The sequence below is a fragment of the Yinghuangia seranimata genome, assembly GCF_029953285.1.
GTDB classification, from domain to species: Bacteria; Actinomycetota; Actinomycetes; order Streptomycetales; family Streptomycetaceae; genus Yinghuangia; species Yinghuangia seranimata.
The window spans coordinates 1-20,346 of record NZ_JASAOI010000031.1 but is presented as its reverse complement, the minus strand read 5'-3'; the positions used below and the strand labels follow the sequence as shown (position 1 = coordinate 20,346).

The window sequence follows — 20,346 nt, the reverse complement described above, 5'->3', positions numbered from 1 at the left end:
TGCACAGCAGGAATGCGGGCAGCGGAGAGCAGGCCTGTCCACAGGGGGCGTGTGATCGTCGTACTGTCCGCGCGGGCCTCACCTCACGGATCAGCCCCCCGGTCAGTCCGCACGGATCAGGCCCGGTCAGTCCCGAGTCAGTCCCGAGTCAGTCCCGAGTCAGTCCCGGGTCAGTCCCGGGTCAGTCCCCACAGCAGGGCGCCGCGGGCTCCGGCTCTGCGGCCGGGGCGCCGATCTTCGGGATTCCGAGGAGAACTCCAGGCGCCGCCGGGGCCGTCTTCGCTCCGCTGCGGCGCTCCCATGCGTCGCCCGCGCGCGTGCGGCGGACGGCCAGGGTCGGGCCCTCCGCGAGCAGGTGGTGCGGGGCGGCGTAGGTGATCTCGACGGTCGCGACGTCGCCGGGGCGGACGTCCTCCGCCGGGCGCTCGAAGTGCACCAGGCGGTTGTCGGGGGCACGCCCGGACAGCCGCGCGGTGGCCTCGTCCTTGCGGCCCTCGCCCTCGGCGACCAGCACCTCGAGCGTCCGGCCGACCTGGCGCTTGTTCTCGTCCCACGAGATCTCGTCCTGCAGCGCGACGAGGCGCTCGTAGCGCTCCTGGACGACGGCCTTGGGGATCTGGCCGTCCATCGTCGCCGCGGGCGTGCCCGGGCGCTTGGAGTACTGGAACGTGAACGCGTTGGCGAAGCGCGCCTCGCGGACGACGTGCATGGTCTGCTCGAAGTCGGCGTCGGTCTCGCCGGGGAAGCCCACGATGATGTCGGTCGAGATCGCCGCGTCGGGCATCGCCGCGCGCACGCGCTCGATGATGCCGAGGTAGCGGTCCTGCCGGTAGGAGCGCCGCATGGCGCGCAGCACGTCGTCCGAGCCGGACTGCAGCGGCATGTGCAGCTGGTGCATGACGTTGGGCGTCTCGGCCATCGCGGCGATGACGTCGTCGGTGAAGTCCCGCGGGTGCGGCGAGGTGAAGCGGACGCGCTCGAGGCCCTCGATCTGGCCGCAGGCGCGCAGCAGCTTCGAGAACGCCTCGCGGTCGCCCATGTCGGAGCCGTAGGCGTTCACGTTCTGGCCGAGCAGCGTGACTTCGATCACGCCCTCGGCGACGAGCGCCTCGATCTCGGCGAGGACGTCGCCGGGGCGGCGGTCCTTCTCCTTGCCGCGCAGCGCGGGCACGATGCAGAACGTGCACGTGTTGTTGCAGCCGACGGAGACCGACACCCAGGCCGCGTACGCCGACTCGCGCCGGGTGGGCAGCGTCGACGGGAACACGTCGAGCGACTCGAGGATCTCGACCTGCGCCTCTTCCTGGACGCGGGCGCGCTCCAGCAGCACCGGCAGCGAGCCGATGTTGTGGGTGCCGAACACCACGTCGACCCACGGGGCCTTGGCGACGATGGTGTCGCGGTCCTTCTGGGCGAGGCAGCCGCCGACGGCGATCTGCATGCCGGGGCGTTTGGCCTTCTTCGGCGCGAGGTGGCCGAGATTGCCGTACAGCCGGTTGTCGGCGTTCTCCCGCACGGCGCAGGTGTTGAAGACGACGACGTCGGCCTCTTCGCCCGCAGCCGCGCGGACATAGCCCGCGCCCTCCAGCAGGCCGGACAGCCGCTCGGAGTCGTGGACGTTCATCTGGCACCCGTAGGTGCGCACCTCGTAGGATCGCGCGCTCATATCGAGAACCAAGATTACGCGGTCTCCGGGCCCACACGGACAGGATCCCCGCATGCGTCAGGCCCAGCAGCAGGGCACCACCCCCATCACCGTCCCGGTGCGCCGCACCCGGACGGTGGTCGTGGTCGTGCTCGTGACCGCGCTTGTGCTGTTCGCGGGCGGTCTGTGGATCAGTTCGGACGACGACGCGCCGTACCGCGGCGGGCCGGTGTCGATAGCGACCGGCGTGAAGACGGGTGTCTACAACCGGTACGCGCAGCTGCTGGCGCCGCGCCTGTCCGCGGACCTCTCCTCGAAGGTGACCGTCGACGAAACCGGCGGCTCCGTGGAGAACCTGGAGCGGGTGATCGACCAGCGGGACACGCTCGGCATCGCGACCGCCGACTCGGTGGCGAACCTGCCCGCGGACCTGCGCGGACAGCTGCGGGCGATCGCACGGCTGTACGACGACTACGTGCAGCTGGTGGTCCTCAAGGACTCGCCGGTGCAGTCGGTCAAGGACCTGAAGGGCCTGCGCGTGGTGATCGGCCCCGCCGGGTCGGGTGTGGAGCTGATCGCGCGGCGGATCCTGGCGACGCAGGGCATGGACGCCGAGCGCGACCTGGTGCCGGTGCGCCTGGGCATCGGGGACGCGGCCTCGCAGCTGCGGGACCGGCAGGTGGACGCGTTCTTCTGGTCCGGCGGCCTGCCGACCGGCGCGGTGACTGACCTGGCGGGCCAGGCGGAGGTGAAGTTCGTCCCGCTCGGGGACATCGCCAAGCGGCTGCGCGAGCAGTACGGCCAGGTGTACCGCGAGGCCGTCATCCCGTCGGACGCCTACAGCGGCGGGGTCGAGGTCCCCACGGTGGCGGTGCCGAACCTGATGGTGACCCGCGCGGACACGGACACGGGGCTGATCCGACGGGTCACGGGCACGGTGATGGGCAACCGCGAGGCCATCGGCAGCGTGGTGCACGCCGCCCAGTTGGTTGATCCGCGGACGGCGATCTTCACGGATCCGCCGCTGCCGCTGCACGACGGCGCCCGGCTTTGGTACCGCTCGGCAAAACCGTGATGCGGACGACGTCGCGCGTAGAGCGTCCGATGCAACATGCTGGGGGCCTGAATCGACGGTTTGGTGGGCTTCTAGACTCTGACCCCCTGTCAGAACGCCCTGTCGCACCCGGGAGGAGGGCGTGACCGCCGTGTCCGAAGGCGATGTCGGCCGTGTGCTGAACCAGCGGTACCGCCTGAGCCGCAGTCTGGGCCGGGGCGGCATGGGCGAGGTGTGGCTCGCCGTGGACACCGCGCTGGGGCGCGAGGTCGCCGTCAAGGAGCTGTTGCTGCCGCCTTCGTTGGACGAGGCCGCGCAGCGCTCGTGGCTGGAGCGCAGCAAGCGCGAGGCGACCGCCGCGGCGCGGATCCGGCACGAGAACGTGGTGACCGTCCACGACGTGTTCGAGGAGGACGGCCGGCCGTGGATCGTCATGGAGCTGGTGATCTCGCGGTCGCTGGCCGAGGTGATCCGCAGTGAGGGCCGGCTGGAGTTCGCCGAGGCGGCGCGGATCGGCCTGGACGTGCTGCGCGCGCTGCGGGCGGCGCACGCCAAGGGGGTTCTGCACCGGGACGTGAAGCCGGCGAACGTGCTGCTGGGCCTCGACGGCCGGGTGGTGCTCACCGACTTCGGCATCGCGACGTTCGCGGACGCCCCGCAGGTGACGCAGGTCGGCGAACTGCTGGGCACGCCCGGCTATCTCGCCCCCGAGCGCGCCGAACGCTTCACGGCGGGCAGGCCGGAGGACGTGCCGGGCGCCGACGCGGCGACGATGAGCACCAGTGCCGCGACGCCGCTGGACCCGGCGTCGGACCTGTGGTCGCTCGGCGCGACGCTGTACGAGATCGTCGAGGGCCGTCCGCCGTTCTCGCGCGCGTCGCCGGTGGAGGTCGTCGAGGCGGTCGTGCGCCACGACCCGCATCCGCCGCGGTACGCGGGCGACCTGGAGCCGGTCGTGCTGGGCCTGCTGCGCAAGGACCCCGTGGCGCGGATGGACGCCAAGGAGGCCGAGGAGCTTCTCACCCGCGTCATACAGGACGGGCTCGCCCCCACGTGGGGCGGCGAGGTGCTGCCCTCGCCTCGTAAGCCGGCGGGCGGCGCGGCCCCCGTGGAGCCGACGTGGGCCGGGGACGGCCCCAGCGGCCCTCAGGAGGGCGCGGGAGGCGGTTCCGGTGCCACGCGAGGCGGTGCCGGCGACGGCGGCGCAGGCGGTGGCGCGCCGCGGTCGCGCAAGCGGCGCCTGTACGCGGTCATCGGCGCGGTCGTCGCGCTGGTGCTGATCGCGGTGACCGTCGCGGTCATCAGCGCGGTCGGCAAGGACGGCAAGGACGATCCGCTGGCCGACGTCAAGGCGCGGTCGGAGACGTTCAAGGCGATGGTGCAGCGCGGCTACGTCATCGTCGGCGTGAAGCCGGACCAGCCGGGCCTGAGCGAGAAGGGCGCGGACGGCCAGTACGCGGGCTTCGACGACGAGATCGCCCGCATGGTGGCCGCCGACCTGGGCTTCGCCAACCGGATCCGGTTCGTCGACGTCGAGACGCAGGGCCGCGAGTACCGGATAGCGTCGGGCCAGGTCGACCTGGTGGTGGCGAGTTACACGATCAACCCGGACCGGCTCACGCGCGTGTCGTTCGCGGGCCCGTACTACGTCGCGGGGCAGGACTTCCTGGTGCGCAAGGAGGATCAGGACGCCAAGCGCCCCGAGGACCTCGCGGGCAGCTCGGTGTGCGTCGTGCGCGAGTCGACGTCCGCGGCACGGGTGCGGCAGAAGTTCCCGACCATGCAGGTGTCCGAGCGCGGCAAGTACTCGGAGTGCGTGGACGAGCTGCTGCAGAACAAGGTCCGCGCGGTCAGCACCGACGACACGATCCTGGCGGGCTTCGTCGCGCAGCACCCGGCGGAGCTGCGGGTGCTCGGCAGCCCGTTCTCCGACGAGCCGTACGGCATCGGCCTGACCCGCGGCGACACGGCGCTGGCGAACGCGGTGTGCAAGGCGCTGAACCGGCACGTGGCGAACGGCGACTGGCAGCGGGCCTACGACGCCACGCTGGGCCCGCTGGGGCTGCTCCAGCCGCGCCCGCCCAAGTGCGCGGCCCAGGCGGGCTGACGGTCACCCGGCGCGGTCGACGGTCACCGTCACGATGAGGCCGCCGCCGTCGCGGGCGGCGAAGTCGAGGTGCCCGCCGGTGGCGCGCAGCAGGGTGCGGGCGATGGACAGGCCGAGCCCGGAGCCGTCGATGTTGGAGTGGTGCGGGCTGCGCCAGAAGCGGTCGCCGACGCGGCGCAGTTCCTCGGTGCCGAGGCCGGGCCCGCGGTCGGCGACGCGGATCTCCAGGCGGCCTCCGACGGCCGCGACGCCGACGGTGACCGTGGCGTCGTCGGGGCTGAACTTGAGGGCGTTGTCGAGGATGGCGTCGAGCGCGCTGCCGAGCGCGATGGGGTCGACGTGCCCGGTGAGGGCGCGCGGGCCCTGCTGGTCGAAGGCCTGGCCGCGGCCGCGGGCGACGGGCTCCCAGGCGTCGAGGCGTTCGCGGACCAGGTCGGCGACGTCGACGGGGACGCGTTCCGCGCCGCTGTTGGCGGCGTTCTCGGCGAGCGCGAGTTCGAGGAGTTCGTCCAGGACGTAGCTGAGCCTGCGGCCCTCGTCGCGGACGCCGTCGAGGGTCGGCTGGTCCTCGGGCGCCAGGGACAGGCCGAGCTCCTCGATGCGCAGCATGAGCGCCGACAGCGGGTTGCGCAGCTGGTGCGAGGCGTCGGCGGAGAAGGCGCGCTGCTGTTCGACGACGGTCTCGACGTTGTCGGCCATCTCGTTGAACGACTTCGCGAGCCGGCGCAGCTCGGGCGGGCCCTGCGCGGCCGCGACGCGGACGCCGAGGCGCCCGGTGGCGATCTCGTGGGTGGCGGCGTCGAGGACCTTCACGGGCCGCAGGATCGACCCGGTGAGCCGGTTGGCGGCCAGCAGCGCGGCGAGCAGCGCGACGGCCTCCCCGGCGGCCAGGAAAAGCCAGGAGTCGATGGTCTTGGCGCGCATCTTGGCGGTGGGCGACTCGGTGATGGCGACCGCGACGACGTCGCCCCGGTGGATGACGGGCACGGCGACGACGATGCGCCGGTCCTCCCACGGCCACACCTGGGCGGGGTCCTTGCTGCGGTGGCCGGCGCGGGCGTCCTGGAAGGCCGCGGCGGCCTGCCCGGTGGCGGGCAGCGTGTACTGGCCGACGAGGGGGTGGCCCTGCCGGTTGAGGATGGCCGCCTTGATGCCGTAGACGTGCTCGAACACGGCCAGTTCGGCGCCCAGCGCGTCCGCGTTGACGCCGCTGGACGCCTTGGAGTCCTGCTGCTCGTCGCTGACCATCGTGGTCTGGTAGTCGGCGGCGAAGCGGGCGGTGTCGTCGCTGCGGTCGCGGACGACGTCCTGCTGGTAGCCGCCCGCGCGGGACACCGCAAGCGGGATGCCCAGCGCGAGCAGCGCCGCGGCCATGAGGGCGAGCAGCAGGGCGAGGAGTCGGGTGCGCATGAACGGTCAGGTGCGCGTCACGCGTCGGGGACGATGCGGTAGCCGACGCCGCGGACGGTCTCGATGATGCGCGGGTTGCCGAGCTTGGCGCGCAGCGACGCCACGTGCACCTCGAGGGTGCGGCCGCTGCCGGACCAGCTGGTGCGCCACACCTCGCTCATGATCTGTTCGCGGCGGAAGACCACGCCGGGGCGCTGGGCGAGCAGGGCGAGCAGGTCGAACTCCTTGCGGGTGAGGACGACCTCGGTGCCGCGCACGGTGACGCGGCGGGAGGCGGCGTCGACGCACAGCGCGTCCGGCCTGGCGGGCGGCTCCGCGGGCGCCGCGGGGACCGCCTCGACGGCGGTGCGCGGCGCGCCCCCGACGGCTGCGGCGGTGTTGCCCGCCGCGGGGGCCGGCAGGGACCCGACGAGCGGCTCGGAGCGGGCCCGGCGGCTGACCGCGTGGATGCGGGCGAGCAGCTCGGCGATGTCGTAGGGCTTGGTGACGTAGTCGTCGGCGCCCAGGTTGAGGCCGTGGACGCGGGAGCGCACGTCCGCGCGCGCGGTCACCATGATCACCGGCACGGCGCTGAGCCGGCGTATTCGCGCGCACACCTCGAAGCCGTCGTGGTCCGGCAGGTTCAGGTCGAGCAGGACGACGTCGATGTCGGCGGTGAGCGCGTCGAGCGCCTCCTCGCCGGTGCAGGCGTGGGACACGTCGATGCCGTGGCGGCCCAGGACGGCGCGCAGCGGCGTGGCTATGCGCAGGTCGTCCTCGACCATGAGCAGCCGCATCCGTGGGTCCTCCTCTGTGTGCGGCGTGTGAGCGTCCGCCGTGCCCGGCCGCGGGTGCGCCATCTAAGCAGACACATCACCTTCTGCCGAGGACGTACGCCACACAACCCTTCGTCAACCCTCCGTTATCCGGTCTTGACCTCAGGTGAAGCTCAAATTCACGCCGAGGCAACCGCGTTGCCCGCTTTAGTTGCTCCACCACCGATCCGGAGGAGCCGACCGACCGTGACCGAAGCCCTGGACAAGACGCCGCCGCCGGACAAGACCCCGTCGCCGCGTACCGCGGCCCCCCTTGTGGTCCTGTCGAAGGTCAACAAGCACTTCGGTGCGCTGCACGTCCTCCAGGACATCGACCTGACGATCCACGAGGGCGAGGTCGTCGTCGTGATCGGCCCGTCGGGGTCCGGGAAGTCGACGCTGTGCCGGGCGATCAACCGCCTGGAGCCGATCGACTCCGGCGCCATCACGATCGACGGCAACGCGCTGCCGCAGGAGGGCCGCGCCCTCGCCCGGCTGCGCTCCGAGGTGGGGATGGTCTTCCAGTCGTTCAACCTGTTCGCGCACAAGACGGTGCTGCAGAACGTCATGCTCGGCCCGCAGAAGGTCCGCCGCGAGGCGCGGGACGTCGTCGAGAAGCGGGCCCGCGCCCTCCTCGACCGGGTGGGCGTCGGCAACCAGGCCGACAAGTACCCGTCGCAGCTGTCCGGCGGCCAGCAGCAGCGTGTGGCGATCGCCCGCGCGCTCGCCATGCAGCCGAAGGTGATCCTGTTCGACGAGCCGACCTCGGCACTCGACCCCGAGATGGTCAACGAGGTCCTGGAGACCATGCGGAGCCTGGCCGCCGAGGGCATGACGATGGTCGTCGTCACCCACGAGATGGGCTTCGCGCGGTCCGCCGCGAACCGCGTGATCTTCATGGCCGACGGCCGCATCGTCGAGGAGAACACGCCCGACGAGTTCTTCGGGAACCCGCGCAGCGACCGGGCCCGGGACTTCCTCTCCAAGATCCTGCACCACTGATCTGAACCGCGGGTCGGACCGATCCGTGCCGCAGGGGTGTCCGCCCGTTCCGGGCCCCGACGTCAGCTGACCGACGAACTTCCGCCACCACCAAGGAGCAAGGGTCATGAACCTGCGCAAGTCCATAGCCATCGCGGGCATCTCCGCCCTCGCCCTGTTCGGCACCGCGGCGTGCGGCAAGGACGGGTCTCCCGAGGAGAAGACGCCCGAGGCGCCGGCCTCCAACGCGACCGGCGGCGGCGCGCCGGCGGCGAAGCCGACCGTCCCGACGTTCACCGTCAAGGCCGGCGTCGACCTGTCCGCGACGTCGCCGACGTGGAAGAAGGCCAAGGACCGCGGCCACCTGGTGATCGGCGCCAAGGAGGACCAGCCGTTCCTCGGCTCGATGGACCCGGCGACGAAGAAGCGCTCCGGCTTCGACATCGAGATGGCGCGCATGATCTCCGCCGAACTGGGCCTGGACCCCGCGCAGATCGAGTTCAAGACGATCGCGTCGGCGAACCGTGAGACCGCCCTGCAGAAGGGCGACGTCGACATGTACGTCGGCACGTACAGCATCACCGACAAGCGCAAGGACTCGGTGTCGTTCGCCGGCCCGTACTACGTCTCGGGCCAGAGCCTGCTGGTGAAGAAGAACGAGACCGCCATCACCGGCAAGGACACCATCAAGGGCAAGAAGGTCTGCTCGGCGAAGGGTTCGACGCCGATCCAGACCATCAAGGACAAGTTCCCCGAGACCACGCCGATCGAGTACGACACGTACTCGCTGTGCGTGGACAACCTGCTCAGCGGCCAGGTCGACGCGGTGTCCACCGACGAGGCGATCCTCAAGGGCTACGCGGCCAAGGACCCCGACCACCTGAAGGTCGTCGGCGACAACTTCTCCGTCGAGAAGTACGGCATCGGCCTGCCGAAGGACGACGCGGCGCTGCGCGCGGCGGTCAACGACGCGCTCGACGCCAAGGAGAAGGACGGCACCTGGAAGAAGGTGTACGACGCGACGCTGGGCCTGTCCGGCTCGCCCGCGCCGACCATCCCGGCCATCGAGCGCTACTGACCCTGAGTCCGGGCGCCCGCCTGGGCGCACGGCCGCCGGCCCGGTATCCCCGGGCCGGCGGCCCCGGCCCGCGGCGCCCCCGGTTGCCCGCCGCTCGGCCCTTCCCACGTCCCGATCAGACCTGCGGGGAATCACCGTGAACACATGCCCTGACGCCGTGCGGACGGCGCGCCCGAGCGCGGGCCGGAAGGCGGGCGCGCGATGAAAGTACTGACCGACAACTGGGACCTCATCAGCGAGGGGTTCGTCACCACCCTGAAGCTGACGCTGTGGTGCGGCCTGGTCGCGCTGGTGCTGGGCACGCTGTTGGCCGCGTGCCGGGTGTCGCCGGTGGCGCCGCTGCGCTGGTTCGGCGCGGCGTACGTGAACCTGGTCCGCAACACGCCGCTCACCCTGATCATGTTCTTCGTCGCGCTCGGCTTCCCGAAGCTGAACTGGAACATGGACTACTTCACCTTCGCGGTGATCGCGGTCGGCGGCTACACCGCGGCGTTCATCTGCGAGGCGGTGCGGTCCGGCATCAACACAGTGCCGATCGGGCAGGCCGAGGCGGCGCGCAGCATCGGCATGTCGTTCAACCAGACGCTCACGCTGATCGTGCTGCCTCAGGCGCTGCGCGCGGTCATCCCGCCGATCGGCTCGCTTCTGATCGCGATGGTCCGCAACTCGGCGATCGCGAGCGCGTTCAACGTGCACGACCTGTTCGGCACCAACGCGCAGATGGTCGAGAACGGCAACGACGTCGTGCTGGTGTTCCTGTGGATCGCCGTCGGCTACCTCATCATCACGCTGAGCATGAGCGCGCTGTTCGCGCTGCTGGAGAAGAAGCTGGCGGTGGCCCGATGAGCCAGAAGGCGACCGTTCTGTTCGACGCGCCGGGCCCCCGGGCGCGGCGCCGCAACGCGATCATCGGCGTGTTGGGCATCGCCCTGCTGGCGGGCGGACTCGCGTGGGTGGTCTACCGGTTCGACCAGACCGGGCAGTTCGACTCCCAGAAGTGGGACCCCTTCCAGTACACCGCGATCCAGCAGATGATCCTCGACGGCCTCAAGGCGACGCTGAAGGCGTTCGCGCTGGCCGTGGTGTTCTCGCTGGTCCTGGGCGCGCTGCTGGCGGCGGCCCGGCTGTCGGACCACCGGCCGGTGCGCTGGGCGGCCACCGCGTTCGTGACGTTCTTCCGCGCGATGCCGCTGCTGATCCTGATCTTCTTCCTGTACCTGGCGCCGGCGAAGCTCAGCTACTGGCCGGGCTTCCTCGACTTCATCAACGACGACCCGATGTGGCCGCTCGTGATCGGCCTGAGCCTGTACAACGGCACGGTGCAGGCGGAGAACATGCGCGCCGGCATCCTGGCACTGCCCAAGGGGCAGAGCGAGGCGGCGTACGCGCTCGGCCTGCGCAAGTACCAGGTGATGACGTTCATCCTGGTGCCGCAGGGCATCCGGTCGATGCTGCCCACGATCATCAGCCAGATGGTGGTCACGCTCAAGGACACCTCGCTCGGCTTCCTCATCACCTACGAGGAGCTGCTGTTCATCGCCAAGCGGCTGGGCAGCTACCAGGACTACGGCCTGCCGCTGATCCCCGCGGCGATCGTCGTCGGCACGATCTACATCATCAGCTGCATGATCCTGTCCGGCGTCGCGGTGTGGCTGGAGCGGTTCCTCAGCCGCGGCCGCAAGGGCCGGGTCCAGAAGATCGACGTGGTGTCGGGCGAGACCCTGGGCGCCGGGGCGGGCATCTCGGTCTGACCGCGACGGGGGTACGGCCGTTCGGGCGTACTCCGCGCGCCCCCGCACCCCGAACACGCGCCCGGTGCGCCGTTTTCGCGCACATGTACGACGCCTCGCGGCATCCCGCCGCGGGGCGTTGTCACATGTCGGCTTCCGTTTGCCGGATGATTGCCCCTTGGAGTCTTCGGAGTCCGAACGGACGCGAACCACCCGGGAGGCATCGCATGCCAGGCACGGCCGACTCCCATCCCCATCGGGACTCGGTGATCGTCGTCGGCGCCGGACCGGCGGGTCTGGCCTGCGCGCTGGCGCTCGCCCGGCACGGGGTGCGCACGGTCCTGGTCGACGCCGGCGACGGCACGCCGCGCGAGGGCTCGCGCTCGTGCGGACTCGACGCGTCGACCTACGGGTTCGCCGTCAACCTCGTCGGCGACCGGCTGGACGGCGCGGCGCAGGCGTGGGGCCCGCTGCGGATCCGCCGCCGCTCCACGACCGTCCCCGGGCCGCGGCCCGCCGACGCGGACGGCGCCGAGGCGGACGAACCGCCGCGCCGCTACGGCCTGTCGCAGCAGCGCCTGGAGGCCGCGCTGCTGGACGCCGTGCTCGCCAGCCCGCTGGTCACCAAGGCGTGGCGGCACCGCGTGGACGCGGTCGACCAGGACCGCGACAGCGTCACGGTGACCGCGCGCGGACCGGCCGGCGAGGTGCGGTGGCGTGCGGCGTGGCTGGTGGCGTGCGACGGGCACCGCTCGCCGGTGCGGCGCGCCGTGGGCGTGCGGTTCCCGGGGCGGCCGCGCGTCGACCGGCTGCTGTGCGCGGACGTGAAGGTCGCGCTGCCGCGCCCGCCGTGGGACGAATCCCCGCTGGAGCCCTGGCTGTTCGTCGACCCGCCGTTCCAACGCGACGGCACGGTGCTGGCGCAGCCGCTGCCGCAGGACATGTGGCGGCTCACCTGGCAGCTGCCGCTCGCACACGGGGTGGCCAAGGCCGCCGACGCGACGGCGCTCATCCCCGTGCACGGCGACCCGGCCGATCCGCGGCGGACCGCCCAGCGCGTCCGAGCCGTGCTGCGCACGCTGGACGCGATGAGCCCCGACGCGGACGCCGCCGAGGACCCCGCCTACGACCTGGTCTGGACGGGTGAGTTCGAGGTGCACCAGCGCCTCGCGCGCCGGTTCCGCGCCGGGCGCGTGCTGCTGGCGGGCGACGCCGCGCACCTCGTCCACCCGAACGTCGCCGACGGCGTCGACCTCGCCCTGCAGGACGCCCGCAACCTGGCGTGGAAGCTCGCGCTGGTGCTGACCCGGCGCGCGCCGGACCGGCTGGTGGAGACGTACCACGGGGAGCGCCGGAGCGCGGCGCGGCGCAGGCTCGCGTACGGCGAGGACGCGCTCCACTTCCTGAGCCCGCGCGGCCCCGCGCAGAAGGTCGGGCGCCGGCTCACGCTCATGGGCGCGCGCAGCAAGGGCACCACGCTGCGCCGCCTCGACCCGCGGGCGCTGGTCGCCGAGTCGGTGCCGGAGTACGCCGGTTCGCCGCTGCTGACGCCGCGCGCGGGCGCCGCGGTCGGGGCGCCCGCCGAGGAGATCTCGGTGGTGCGCGGCGACGGCAGCAGGGCGACGCTGTCGGCGTGCCTGGACCGCGGGCTGGTCGCGGTGCTGGTCGCGCCCGGTATAGAAGTCTGGGACGGGCCGCGCTGGCGGGACGCGGGGCTGATGCCGGGGCTGCGCGCCCGGCTGGGCGAACTCCCGTTCGCCGCGGAGCTGGTGGTCACCCCCGAGTACCCGGGGGCGGCCGCGCACACGCTGCTGCTGGTGCGTCCGGACGGCTACCTGGCGGCGTGGCTGCCGCCGGGCGGCGACGAGGATCTGACGGCGGTCGCGCTGCGCGCGGTGGGGCGGCGGGCGCAGGAAGAGGCCGCGGCGCCGGCGGAAGTGGCCGGCTGAGGACTGCGTGCGGCTGTGCCGCGGCCGGTCGCGCCGCGGCCGGCCGTGGTCGGTGATCGGTAGGCGTGCCGCGTCGGCGGCGGCGTCCGGAGGCCCCTGATGCTCCGGACGCCGCCGCCTGGCCGGGCGGTCTTCGCGGGAGTGCGCGCGGGTGTGGTGAGCGTGCGGTCCCGGGTCAGTCCTTGAACGCGGGCAGGACGTGCTTGCCCATCAGCTCGATGGACCGCATGACCTCCTCGTGCCCGATCTTGTACGGGTTGACCAGGCACAGCAGCAGGTCGCAGCCGGCCGCCTCGTAGCGCTTGGCGACCTCGACGCAGTGCTCGGGGTCGCCGACGATCGCCGACCCGGAGTTCTGCAGGTAGTCGAAGCTGAGCCGGTTCAGAACGCCGGCGCGCCGGTGCTCGAGCGGGCCCGCGGCGTAGCTGTAGCTGCCGAGCTCCTGCTCCTTCTCCTCCATCCACTCGGCGACGGAGGCGATGAGGGCGCCGCCGTGGCCGACGTACCAGACGCACGACTCGGCGGCCTCCTCGACGGCCTGCTCGGTCGTGGGCGCGCAGTGCACCATGGTGAAGGTCGCGGCCTGGTCGTTGACGAACTTGCCCGCGGGGTTCACGCATTCGGCCAGGCCCTCGCGGTACTGCGCGATGCGGTCGGCGAGTTCCTCCGGCGGGACGCCGACGGTGAACGAGCACAGGCCGAGGCCGCGGCGGCCGATCTCCTTGTGGCCCTCGGGGCTCGAGGTGGCGCCCCACATCGGCGGGTGCGGCTTCTGCAGCGTGCGCGGGAGCACGCGCCGAGGCGCGCCCATCTGCCAGTACTTGCCCTGCGCCTGGTACTCGTCCTCGGTCCACGCGCCGACGATGTGGTCGAGCGCCTCGTTCCACATCTCGCGGGTCTCGGCCGGGTCGATGTTGAAGCCCTCGAGTTCGGCGCGCGTCGAGCTGCGGCCGGTTCCGAACTCGACGCGGCCGTCCGAGATCAGGTCGAGCACGGCGGCCGACTCGGCGGTCCGGATGGGGTGGTTGTACGGCTTGGGCAGCAGGCGGACGCCGTAGCCGAGCCGGATGTTCTCGGTCCGGGCGGCGATCGCGCCGTACAGCACTTCGGGGTTCGAGCAGTGCGAGTACTCCTCGAGGAAGTGGTGCTCGACCGTCCAGAAGGAGTGGAAGCCCATCTTGTCGCCGAGGACGGCCTGTTCGATGGTGTTCTTGTACGCGCGGTGCTCGCTCTCCTCGTCCCACGGGCGGGCGACGGGTATCTCGTAGAAGAGCGCGAACTTCATGCTGGAGCCTCCTGTCACGGGGCGAACCCACGGATGATGAACTCGGCGACGAACGCGCGCACCTGGTCGGGGTCGTCGGGGTCGAACGTGCGGGCCGGGACGGTGACCAGCGAGATGATGACCCGCATGATCCACTCCGCGGCCCGGTCGGCGTCCAGGCCGGCGCGCACCTCGCCGCGGTCGCGGGCCTCGTCGACGAGCGGCCGCCAGAACCCCTGCCACGCGGACATGGCCCGGTCGCTGTGCGCGAGCAGCAGCGTGGCGTCCTCCGACTCGCCGGGCCGGTAGCCGAGCCCGAGCTGCAGTTCGGCGGGCCCGAGCGCGTGCACGTGGACGGCGGCCTCGGCGACCTGCTCGGCGAGCGTGGGCCGCGACCGCACGAGCGGTTCGACGGCGGCGACGGTCAGTTCGGAGATGCGGGTCAGCACCTCCAGCACCAGCGCCTCGCGGTCGGCGAAGTGCAGGTAGACCGTGCGGCGCGACACCCCGGCCTGCTGGGCGACGTCGTTCATCGAGACGCGCCGGATGCCCCAGCGGCGGATGCAGTCGGTCGCCGCGGCGACGATCCGGTCGCGGGTCTCGGCGCCGCGTATCGCGGCTCCGGCGCGTTCCTCCACGGTGTCCCCCAACATGACGCGGCGTGGTGCACAGTTGCACAACTCTTGTATAGCTGTGCAGTTGCAATGTCCAGGGCCGCCCGCGCCCGCGCGGAGCTTGACCCTGTCAACGGCGGGCGAGAAGGCATATAAAGATCCGACGCACGACCGCCGCTTCGCACTTCCGGCACACACCGTCCGCACCACCGGAGGACCCGCATGCCCGTCGTTCCGCAGATCCAGTCGATACTCGACGCGCTGGCCGCATCGCCGCCGCAGCCCGAGGGCCTCCCGATGGAGGAGCGCCGCGCGGCGGCGCACAAGGGACTGGAGTCGGCGATCCTGGCGTTCGGAGAGCCGGCGCCCGACGACGTCACCCGGCGCGACGTCAACATCACCGTCAAGATCCCGGACCACGGCACCATTCCGGCGCGCGTGTACACGCCCTCGACGCCGGCGCCGCGCGGCGGGCGCCCCGCGCACGTGTACTTCCACGGCGGCGCGTGGTGGCTCGGGACGCTCGACCACTTCGACGCCGAGTGCGCGAACCTCGCCAAGCTGACCGACTGCGTCGTCATCTCCGTCGACTACCGCCTCGCGCCGGAGTTCGCCTACCCGGTGCCGTTCGAGGACGGCGTCGCCGCGTGGGTGTGGGTGCAGGAGCGGGCGTTCTCGCTCGGCGTCAACATGGACCGCGTGTCGATCGGCGGCGACAGCGCGGGCGGCAACATCGCCGCGGCCGTCACGCTCGCGCTGCGCGACCGGCGTATCCCGATGCCGGTCTGCCAGGTCCTGGAGGTGCCCGCCGTCGACCTGACGCTGTCCCAGCCGTCGGTCAAGGAGAACGGCACCGGCTACCTGCTGACCGAGAAGGCCATGCGCGAGGCCGTCGAGTACTACATCGGCCGGCTCGGTGACGCGACCGACCCGTACGCGTCCCCGCTGCACGCCGAGACGTTGCTCGGGCTCCCCCCGGCGCTCGTCATGACGTGCGAGTACGACCCGCTGCGCGACGAGGGCGAGGCCTACGCCAAGCGCCTGGAGGAGGCCGGCGTGCCGACCACCGTCAAGCGCTGGGACGGCCTGACGCACGGCGCGGGCATGTACACGAACCTCCTCGACGAGGCCCGCGCCTACCGCCAGACGATCGTCGACTACCTGCGGACAGCGCACAAGATCGCCTGACCCGGCCGGTATCCCGCTCGCGCGGGCCGCGTGTACGGAACACGCGGCCCGCGTAGGGGTGTTCAGGCGTCCCGTTGCTCAGCCCAGCGGCGGCGTCTGCGGCACCGCGCCCGACAGCTGCTCGGCGGGGCGGCCCAGGAGGTACTCGGCGTACTCGGGGTGGGTGAGGGCGAGGAAGCGCTCCTCGCGGATCGCCTCCACCACGGTCTCGGCGGCGAGCGCGGGGTCCATGCCGCGGCCCGCGGTCTCGGCGAGCGCGGCCTCCAGGAAGTCGGCGTCGGGGCTCGTTTCGGCGGCCAGCGCCGCGGGGCGGTTGCGGCTCGAGCCGGGCAGCGCGGTGTTGACGTTGCCCGGGCACAGCACCGTCACCTTCAGCTTGCTGCCCTGCGCGGCGAGGTCGTGCGCGAGGGTCTCGGTGGCCGCGTACGACGCGAACTTCGAGATCGTGTACGCCGCCGAGTAGGCCGGCACGAACAGGCCGGCCGCCGACGAGGTGGTCACGATGTGCCCCTCGGTGTCCTGCTCGATCATGCGCGGCACGAACGCCCGGATGCCGTGCATGACGCCCCACAGGTTGACCCGCAGCGTCCACTCCAGGTCGGCGGGCGGGCGCCCCCAGATCACGCCGCCCGAGAACACGCCCGCGTTGTTGCACAGCACGTGCACCGCGTCGAACCGCTCGAAGGCGAGGTCGGCGAGCGCGAACACCTGCTCCTCGTCCCCGACGTCGGTCACCTTGCCGATCGACTCCGCGCCGCGCTTGTCCAGGAGTTCCAGGGTGCCGTCGAGTGCGTCCTGCTCGACGTCGGCGGCCACCACCCGCATGCCCTCGGCGGCGAAGCGCAGCGCGAGCGCGCGGCCGATGCCGCTGCCCGCGCCCGTGACCACCGCGGTTCCGCCCGCGAAATCCCGCACGTTCCTCATCCCCCTGGCGAGTCGTCCCCGGGTGGCGGCCCGGACCGCCGTACGCATCCGTACGGAGTGCGGCGGAGCCTAGACCAGAGGACCGGTCTTTCCCAGGGGTGGCGACGGCGACGCCGACAGCTTCGGCGGCCGACCGGTACCGGCCACCGCGGTCAGGCCCCGAACAGCGGGCACAGGTGCGTGTTGGCCGCCCGCAGGACCGCCTCCGCCTGCGCGGTGGTCACCGACAGCCCGTTGCGCGAGAACTTCTGGCGGGTCTGGCTGACGAGCTTGGCGTGGCCGAGGTTCACCCCGATGGACTGGCATGCCTCGCGCCCGAGTTCGACGGCGCGCTCCTGGTCGCTCCCCACCAGGCGCGGGTCGATCGCTTCCAGCGCGGCGATGTAGCGCGCCCGGGTCGCGGGGTCGGGTGCGGGCGGCAGGCCGCCGGGCGAGGTGGGCACGGGGGTCGCCACGAGGCCCGGCGGCTGGCCACCCGGCGGCGCGGAGGACCCCTGCGCGGCCGAAGTGCCGGGCGCGGAACCGTCCGACGCGGTGGGGCGCCGGCCGTCGGCGTCTGCGGACGCGCAGGCCGCGATCGGGAGGGTCAGGACGAGAACGAGCGAAGCGGCGCAGGAACGGCGATGCACGGCGAGTCCCCCGACTGACGTTCTTGTGGGGACGAACCCTACCCAGTCGGCGGCCTGAAGGTGGGTCAGTTCACAAAGGCCCCGGCATGGATAGGTAAGGCTTACCTAAGTTATGGTGATCGCGCTGTCCTGTTCGCGTGCGTTCCGCACGCCTCTTCCGCCTTCCCGCAGGAGCCCGCCACATGACGTCCCCGCGCATCCTCACCGGCTTCGCCGTCACCGCCACCGCCGCCGCACTCGCCTTCACCGCCGCGCAGCCGGCGCTCGCGGCGGGGTCTCTGTCCGCGAACAAGACCAGCGGGCTGGCCAAATCGGGCGAGGCGATCACCGTCACCGGCTCCGGGTTCGCCGCGAACCAGCAGCTGATCCTCCTCAACTGCGACCTGTCCACGCAGCGTGGCGAGGGCTGCGACATGGCCGGCAGCGCGCCGGTGACGGCCGACGCCAAGGGCGGCTTCTCCACGGCGTTCAAGGCCAAGGGCGAGTACGGCACGACCGACTGCGCGAAGGCCGAATGCGGCGTCGTCGTCTACGACATGAGCACGCACAGCCTGCCCGCGCGCGTGAAGCTGACCTTCGCCTCGGCCTCCACCGGCGGCGGTACACCGACCACGCCCACCAAGCCGACCACGCCGGCCACCGACGCGCCCGCCACCGGCAAGCCTGGCGGCGCCAAGCCCGCGACCAACGCCCCCGCCAAGGACGGCGCACCGGCCAAGCCGTCGGCGTCCGCGGCCGGTTCGGGCACCACGACGGACAAGCCCCAGCTCGCGCAGACCGGTTCGTCCGACACCACGCCGCTGCTGATGGCAGGCGGCGGCGCGCTGGTCCTCGTCGGCGCCGGCGCGGTCGTCGTGACGCGTCGCCGCCGGGCTTCGCACACCGCCTGATTTGGCGAACGCCCATGACCGGTCCGGGCCGGTTAGCAGGCCCGACCCGGACCGGCGTCGATTCCGGCCGCCGCCGCGCCGTCAGGTCCGCGGCGGCGACCGGTCTCCCCCTTGCATCCCGCCGCGATCCGCGAGCAACGGTGACAGGAACCAGCGTGCGCGGCACGCATCGACGGACGATGAACAGCCGGACAGCGGCGGCCGTTCATCGTCCGTCGATCGTTCGCGTCCGGGTCTCGGGCGGCGGTCTCGGCCCTGGCCTCAGGCCGCGTCCTCAGCGGGATCGGCGAGCGGTTGCCGCAGCAGGCTGCCGGCCGTCCGGCCGTTCCATTCCGCGGGCATCCACCCCCGCTCGCGCACTGGGTACGCGCGCACGGCGAGGAACACCCGCTGCACACGCGCGCTGCGATGACGTCCACGCTCGCCCCCGGTTCACGGTCGGGCACCAGTCGCGCGGCCCGTACTTGCGCCACTGCCTCGGCGGGACACTCGGCCGCCTGGACGCGCCGGTGTCCGAATCGTTCAAGACCGGCGCGATCGCCGTGCCTAGCGTGGAAGCATGACTCCTCGCTTCACGTTCTTCGGCATCGTCGTCCAGGACATGGCCGCGTCGCTCGCGTTCTACCGGCGGCTCGGGTTCGACATCCCGGCCTCCGCCGACGCCGAGCCGCACGTCGAGGTCGCGCTGCCGGGCGGGCTGCTGCTCGTCTTCGACACCGTCGACGTCGTCCGGTCGTTCGACCCGCACTGGGAGCCGCCCAAGGGCTCGCCCCGCACGGCGCTGGCGTTCACCTGCGACAGCCCCGCCGACGTCGACGCGACCTACGCCGCGCTCGTCGCGGCCGGACACGAGGGCCACCACGCGCCGTGGGACGCCGTCTGGGGGCAGCGCTACGCGAGCGTGTACGACCCGGACGGCAACTCCGTCGACCTGCTGGCCGCACTGCCGACCACCTGACCCGCGGCCGACCGGCTAGCCGCCGACCAGCGTTCCGAGCGGCACCCCCGCCAACGCCCGGACCTCGCGCGCCAGATGCGCCTGGTCGGCGTAGCCGGACAACACCGCGACGTCCGCGAACGGCGTTCCGTCATAGGCCAGTTCGACGGCCCGACCGAGCCGCAGCACCCGGCCCAGGGTCTTGGGGCCGTACCCGAACGCCGCCACGCTGCGCCGGTGCAACTGCCGGTCACTGAGGCCGACGGTACGGGCCAGGTCGGCCACGCCCGCGCCACGCGCCAGCCCCACGGCCACGGCGCGGGCGACCGGATCGGGCGCCGGCCTCGGCTCGGCCAGCCGCCGCGCCGCGACCGCCTCCAGCACGGCGCCCGGATCCGCGGCGGCAGCCAGCCGCTCGGCGATCCCCCGCACCTCGGCCTCCGGCCACAGCGCGGCCAGCGGCACCCGTCGGTCCCGCAGCTCCACGGCCGGCAGGCCGAACACCGCGGGCCCGAGCCCGGGCCGGAACCGGATGCCCGTGTAGTGCGCCCCGGCCGCGTCCGCGACGACATGCGCCGTGGTGTCGGGGCCGGCGACGAACAGGCCGCCGCCATCCGCCCAGATCAGGTCCATGCACCCGTCCGGCAGCACCCGCGCCGCCCCGCCCCCGGCCGCCCCGGACTCGGCCGCGCGCCGCGTCCACACCACCGCCCCGCCGACCGTCGAACGCCGCTCCTCGTACACCCCTCCAGCATGAACCCCCAGGCCGCACCGCGTGCCACGGGCTCGAGATGCCGCCCCGCCGGAGCCGACCTAGGCTGCCAGTACGTCACCATCCCGAGGCAATTGAGGTGATTTCTGTGACGGGCAAGTTCGAGTGGTTCACCGACAAGGCCGGCAAATGGCGCTGGCACCTGCTGGCCGGCAACGGGCAGATCATCGCCACCAGCCAGGGCTACAAGTCCAAGCAGGCCTGCATGGACGGCATCGAATCCGTACGCAAGAACGCCCCCGGCGCACCGGTCGTCGAAAACCAGCCCGCCACGATGATGGCGAACGCGTGACCTGATCCACCCCGTCGGCCCGCCGCGCCGCCGACCGCGGCGGGCCGCCGCGTGTGCGCGGCGCAGCGGCAGCCGCTCAGCCCTCGCT

General features: G+C 72.5%; 19 protein-coding genes. 11 read left to right on the top strand and 8 right to left on the bottom strand.

Annotated features, from left to right (window positions below):
* Window positions 1-181: 181 nt before the first annotated feature.
* On the bottom strand, window positions 182-1,666 hold the full coding sequence (gene miaB / locus QI554_RS21005) for a tRNA (N6-isopentenyl adenosine(37)-C2)-methylthiotransferase MiaB (RefSeq protein ID WP_281471704.1): 1,485 nt from the start codon (window positions 1,664-1,666) through the stop codon (window positions 182-184).
* A gap of 52 nt (window positions 1,667-1,718) precedes the next feature.
* On the opposite strand from miaB, the gene QI554_RS21000 reads away from it, so the two are divergent.
* Window positions 1,719-2,720, top strand: a complete 1,002-nt coding sequence (locus QI554_RS21000; RefSeq protein WP_281471703.1) for a TAXI family TRAP transporter solute-binding subunit — start codon at window positions 1,719-1,721, stop codon at window positions 2,718-2,720.
* A 121-nt stretch (window positions 2,721-2,841) separates the two neighbouring features.
* Entirely contained in the window at window positions 2,842-4,806 is a 1,965-nt protein-coding gene (locus QI554_RS20995) for a bifunctional serine/threonine-protein kinase/glutamate ABC transporter substrate-binding protein (RefSeq protein WP_281471702.1), read from the top strand.
* A 3-nt stretch (window positions 4,807-4,809) separates the two neighbouring features.
* Here the strand turns inward: QI554_RS20995 and QI554_RS20990 are convergent, their stop codons facing one another.
* Window positions 4,810-6,216, bottom strand: coding sequence for a sensor histidine kinase (locus QI554_RS20990; RefSeq protein WP_281471701.1), 1,407 nt, complete (start codon window positions 6,214-6,216; stop codon window positions 4,810-4,812).
* A 17-nt stretch (window positions 6,217-6,233) separates the two neighbouring features.
* The gene (locus QI554_RS20985; RefSeq protein WP_281471700.1) at window positions 6,234-6,992 is read right to left on the bottom strand and encodes a response regulator transcription factor; all 759 of its coding nucleotides are present in this window, start codon (window positions 6,990-6,992) and stop codon (window positions 6,234-6,236) included.
* Between the two features lie 237 nt (window positions 6,993-7,229).
* Here QI554_RS20985 and QI554_RS20980 point away from each other — a divergent pair, with 237 nt between their 5' ends.
* The 5 genes from QI554_RS20980 to QI554_RS20960 all read left to right on the top strand — a co-directional run bounded on the left by QI554_RS20980 (window position 7,230) and on the right by QI554_RS20960 (window position 12,748).
* Window positions 7,230-8,012, top strand: coding sequence for an amino acid ABC transporter ATP-binding protein (locus QI554_RS20980; protein ID WP_281471803.1), 783 nt, complete (start codon window positions 7,230-7,232; stop codon window positions 8,010-8,012).
* A 106-nt stretch (window positions 8,013-8,118) separates the two neighbouring features.
* The gene (locus QI554_RS20975; protein WP_281471699.1) at window positions 8,119-9,069 is read left to right on the top strand and encodes a glutamate ABC transporter substrate-binding protein; all 951 of its coding nucleotides are present in this window, start codon (window positions 8,119-8,121) and stop codon (window positions 9,067-9,069) included.
* A gap of 201 nt (window positions 9,070-9,270) precedes the next feature.
* Complete coding sequence (locus QI554_RS20970; RefSeq protein WP_281471698.1) at window positions 9,271-9,915, top strand: amino acid ABC transporter permease; 645 nt, start codon at window positions 9,271-9,273, stop codon at window positions 9,913-9,915.
* Window positions 9,912-10,820, top strand: coding sequence for an amino acid ABC transporter permease (locus tag QI554_RS20965; RefSeq protein ID WP_281471697.1), 909 nt, complete (start codon window positions 9,912-9,914; stop codon window positions 10,818-10,820). Before QI554_RS20970 ends, QI554_RS20965 begins: the two co-directional genes overlap by 4 nt.
* 206 nt (window positions 10,821-11,026) lie before the next feature.
* Window positions 11,027-12,748: an FAD-dependent monooxygenase gene (locus tag QI554_RS20960; protein ID WP_281471696.1), complete on the top strand. Its 1,722-nt coding sequence runs from the start codon at window positions 11,027-11,029 to the stop codon at window positions 12,746-12,748.
* Between the two features lie 175 nt (window positions 12,749-12,923).
* Here QI554_RS20960 and QI554_RS20955 read toward each other — a convergent pair whose 3' ends face one another.
* Both QI554_RS20955 and QI554_RS20950 read right to left on the bottom strand, forming a co-directional pair.
* A complete protein-coding gene (locus QI554_RS20955) occupies window positions 12,924-14,033 on the bottom strand; it encodes an LLM class flavin-dependent oxidoreductase (RefSeq protein ID WP_281471695.1) in 1,110 nt (369 codons plus the stop codon).
* Window positions 14,034-14,047: 14 nt separating this feature from the next.
* Window positions 14,048-14,665: a TetR/AcrR family transcriptional regulator gene (locus QI554_RS20950; RefSeq protein ID WP_281471694.1), complete on the bottom strand. Its 618-nt coding sequence runs from the start codon at window positions 14,663-14,665 to the stop codon at window positions 14,048-14,050.
* A 183-nt stretch (window positions 14,666-14,848) separates the two neighbouring features.
* Between QI554_RS20950 and QI554_RS20945 the strand changes: the two genes are divergently transcribed.
* A complete protein-coding gene (locus QI554_RS20945) occupies window positions 14,849-15,814 on the top strand; it encodes an alpha/beta hydrolase (protein WP_281471693.1) in 966 nt (321 codons plus the stop codon).
* 78 nt (window positions 15,815-15,892) lie between these two features.
* Here the strand turns inward: QI554_RS20945 and QI554_RS20940 are convergent, their stop codons facing one another.
* Both QI554_RS20940 and QI554_RS20935 read right to left on the bottom strand, forming a co-directional pair.
* Entirely contained in the window at window positions 15,893-16,729 is an 837-nt protein-coding gene (locus QI554_RS20940; RefSeq protein ID WP_281471692.1) for an SDR family NAD(P)-dependent oxidoreductase, read from the bottom strand.
* A 161-nt stretch (window positions 16,730-16,890) separates the two neighbouring features.
* Complete coding sequence (locus tag QI554_RS20935) at window positions 16,891-17,367, bottom strand: DUF732 domain-containing protein (RefSeq protein ID WP_281471691.1); 477 nt, start codon at window positions 17,365-17,367, stop codon at window positions 16,891-16,893.
* Window positions 17,368-17,549: 182 nt separating this feature from the next.
* On the opposite strand from QI554_RS20935, the gene QI554_RS20930 reads away from it, so the two are divergent.
* On the top strand, window positions 17,550-18,257 hold the full coding sequence (locus QI554_RS20930; protein ID WP_281471690.1) for an LAETG motif-containing sortase-dependent surface protein: 708 nt from the start codon (window positions 17,550-17,552) through the stop codon (window positions 18,255-18,257).
* A 559-nt stretch (window positions 18,258-18,816) separates the two neighbouring features.
* Complete coding sequence (locus QI554_RS20925; RefSeq protein ID WP_281471689.1) at window positions 18,817-19,215, top strand: VOC family protein; 399 nt, start codon at window positions 18,817-18,819, stop codon at window positions 19,213-19,215.
* A 15-nt stretch (window positions 19,216-19,230) separates the two neighbouring features.
* Here the strand turns inward: QI554_RS20925 and QI554_RS20920 are convergent, their stop codons facing one another.
* Window positions 19,231-19,938, bottom strand: a complete 708-nt coding sequence (locus QI554_RS20920; RefSeq protein WP_281471688.1) for a helix-turn-helix domain-containing protein — start codon at window positions 19,936-19,938, stop codon at window positions 19,231-19,233.
* 116 nt (window positions 19,939-20,054) lie between these two features.
* On the opposite strand from QI554_RS20920, the gene QI554_RS20915 reads away from it, so the two are divergent.
* The gene (locus tag QI554_RS20915; protein ID WP_281471687.1) at window positions 20,055-20,258 is read left to right on the top strand and encodes a YegP family protein; all 204 of its coding nucleotides are present in this window, start codon (window positions 20,055-20,057) and stop codon (window positions 20,256-20,258) included.
* Window positions 20,259-20,346: the final 88 nt, after the last annotated feature.

Excerpts from the sequence above, each read along its gene's own strand:
- miaB (WP_281471704.1), bottom strand. The coding sequence starts at position 1,666 with ATGAGCGCGCGATCCTACGAGGTGCGCACCTACGGGTGCCAGATGAAC.
- QI554_RS21000 (WP_281471703.1), top strand. The coding sequence starts at position 1,719 with ATGCGTCAGGCCCAGCAGCAGGGCACCACCCCCATCACCGTCCCGGTG.
- QI554_RS20990 (WP_281471701.1), bottom strand. The coding sequence starts at position 6,216 with ATGCGCACCCGACTCCTCGCCCTGCTGCTCGCCCTCATGGCCGCGGCG.
- QI554_RS20985 (WP_281471700.1), bottom strand. The coding sequence starts at position 6,992 with ATGCGGCTGCTCATGGTCGAGGACGACCTGCGCATAGCCACGCCGCTG.
- QI554_RS20975 (WP_281471699.1), top strand. The coding sequence starts at position 8,119 with ATGAACCTGCGCAAGTCCATAGCCATCGCGGGCATCTCCGCCCTCGCC.
- QI554_RS20970 (WP_281471698.1), top strand. The coding sequence starts at position 9,271 with ATGAAAGTACTGACCGACAACTGGGACCTCATCAGCGAGGGGTTCGTC.
- QI554_RS20965 (WP_281471697.1), top strand. The coding sequence starts at position 9,912 with ATGAGCCAGAAGGCGACCGTTCTGTTCGACGCGCCGGGCCCCCGGGCG.
- QI554_RS20960 (WP_281471696.1), top strand. The coding sequence starts at position 11,027 with ATGCCAGGCACGGCCGACTCCCATCCCCATCGGGACTCGGTGATCGTC.
- QI554_RS20955 (WP_281471695.1), bottom strand. The coding sequence starts at position 14,033 with ATGAAGTTCGCGCTCTTCTACGAGATACCCGTCGCCCGCCCGTGGGAC.
- QI554_RS20950 (WP_281471694.1), bottom strand. The coding sequence starts at position 14,665 with ATGTTGGGGGACACCGTGGAGGAACGCGCCGGAGCCGCGATACGCGGC.
- QI554_RS20945 (WP_281471693.1), top strand. The coding sequence starts at position 14,849 with ATGCCCGTCGTTCCGCAGATCCAGTCGATACTCGACGCGCTGGCCGCA.
- QI554_RS20930 (WP_281471690.1), top strand. The coding sequence starts at position 17,550 with ATGACGTCCCCGCGCATCCTCACCGGCTTCGCCGTCACCGCCACCGCC.
- QI554_RS20925 (WP_281471689.1), top strand. The coding sequence starts at position 18,817 with ATGACTCCTCGCTTCACGTTCTTCGGCATCGTCGTCCAGGACATGGCC.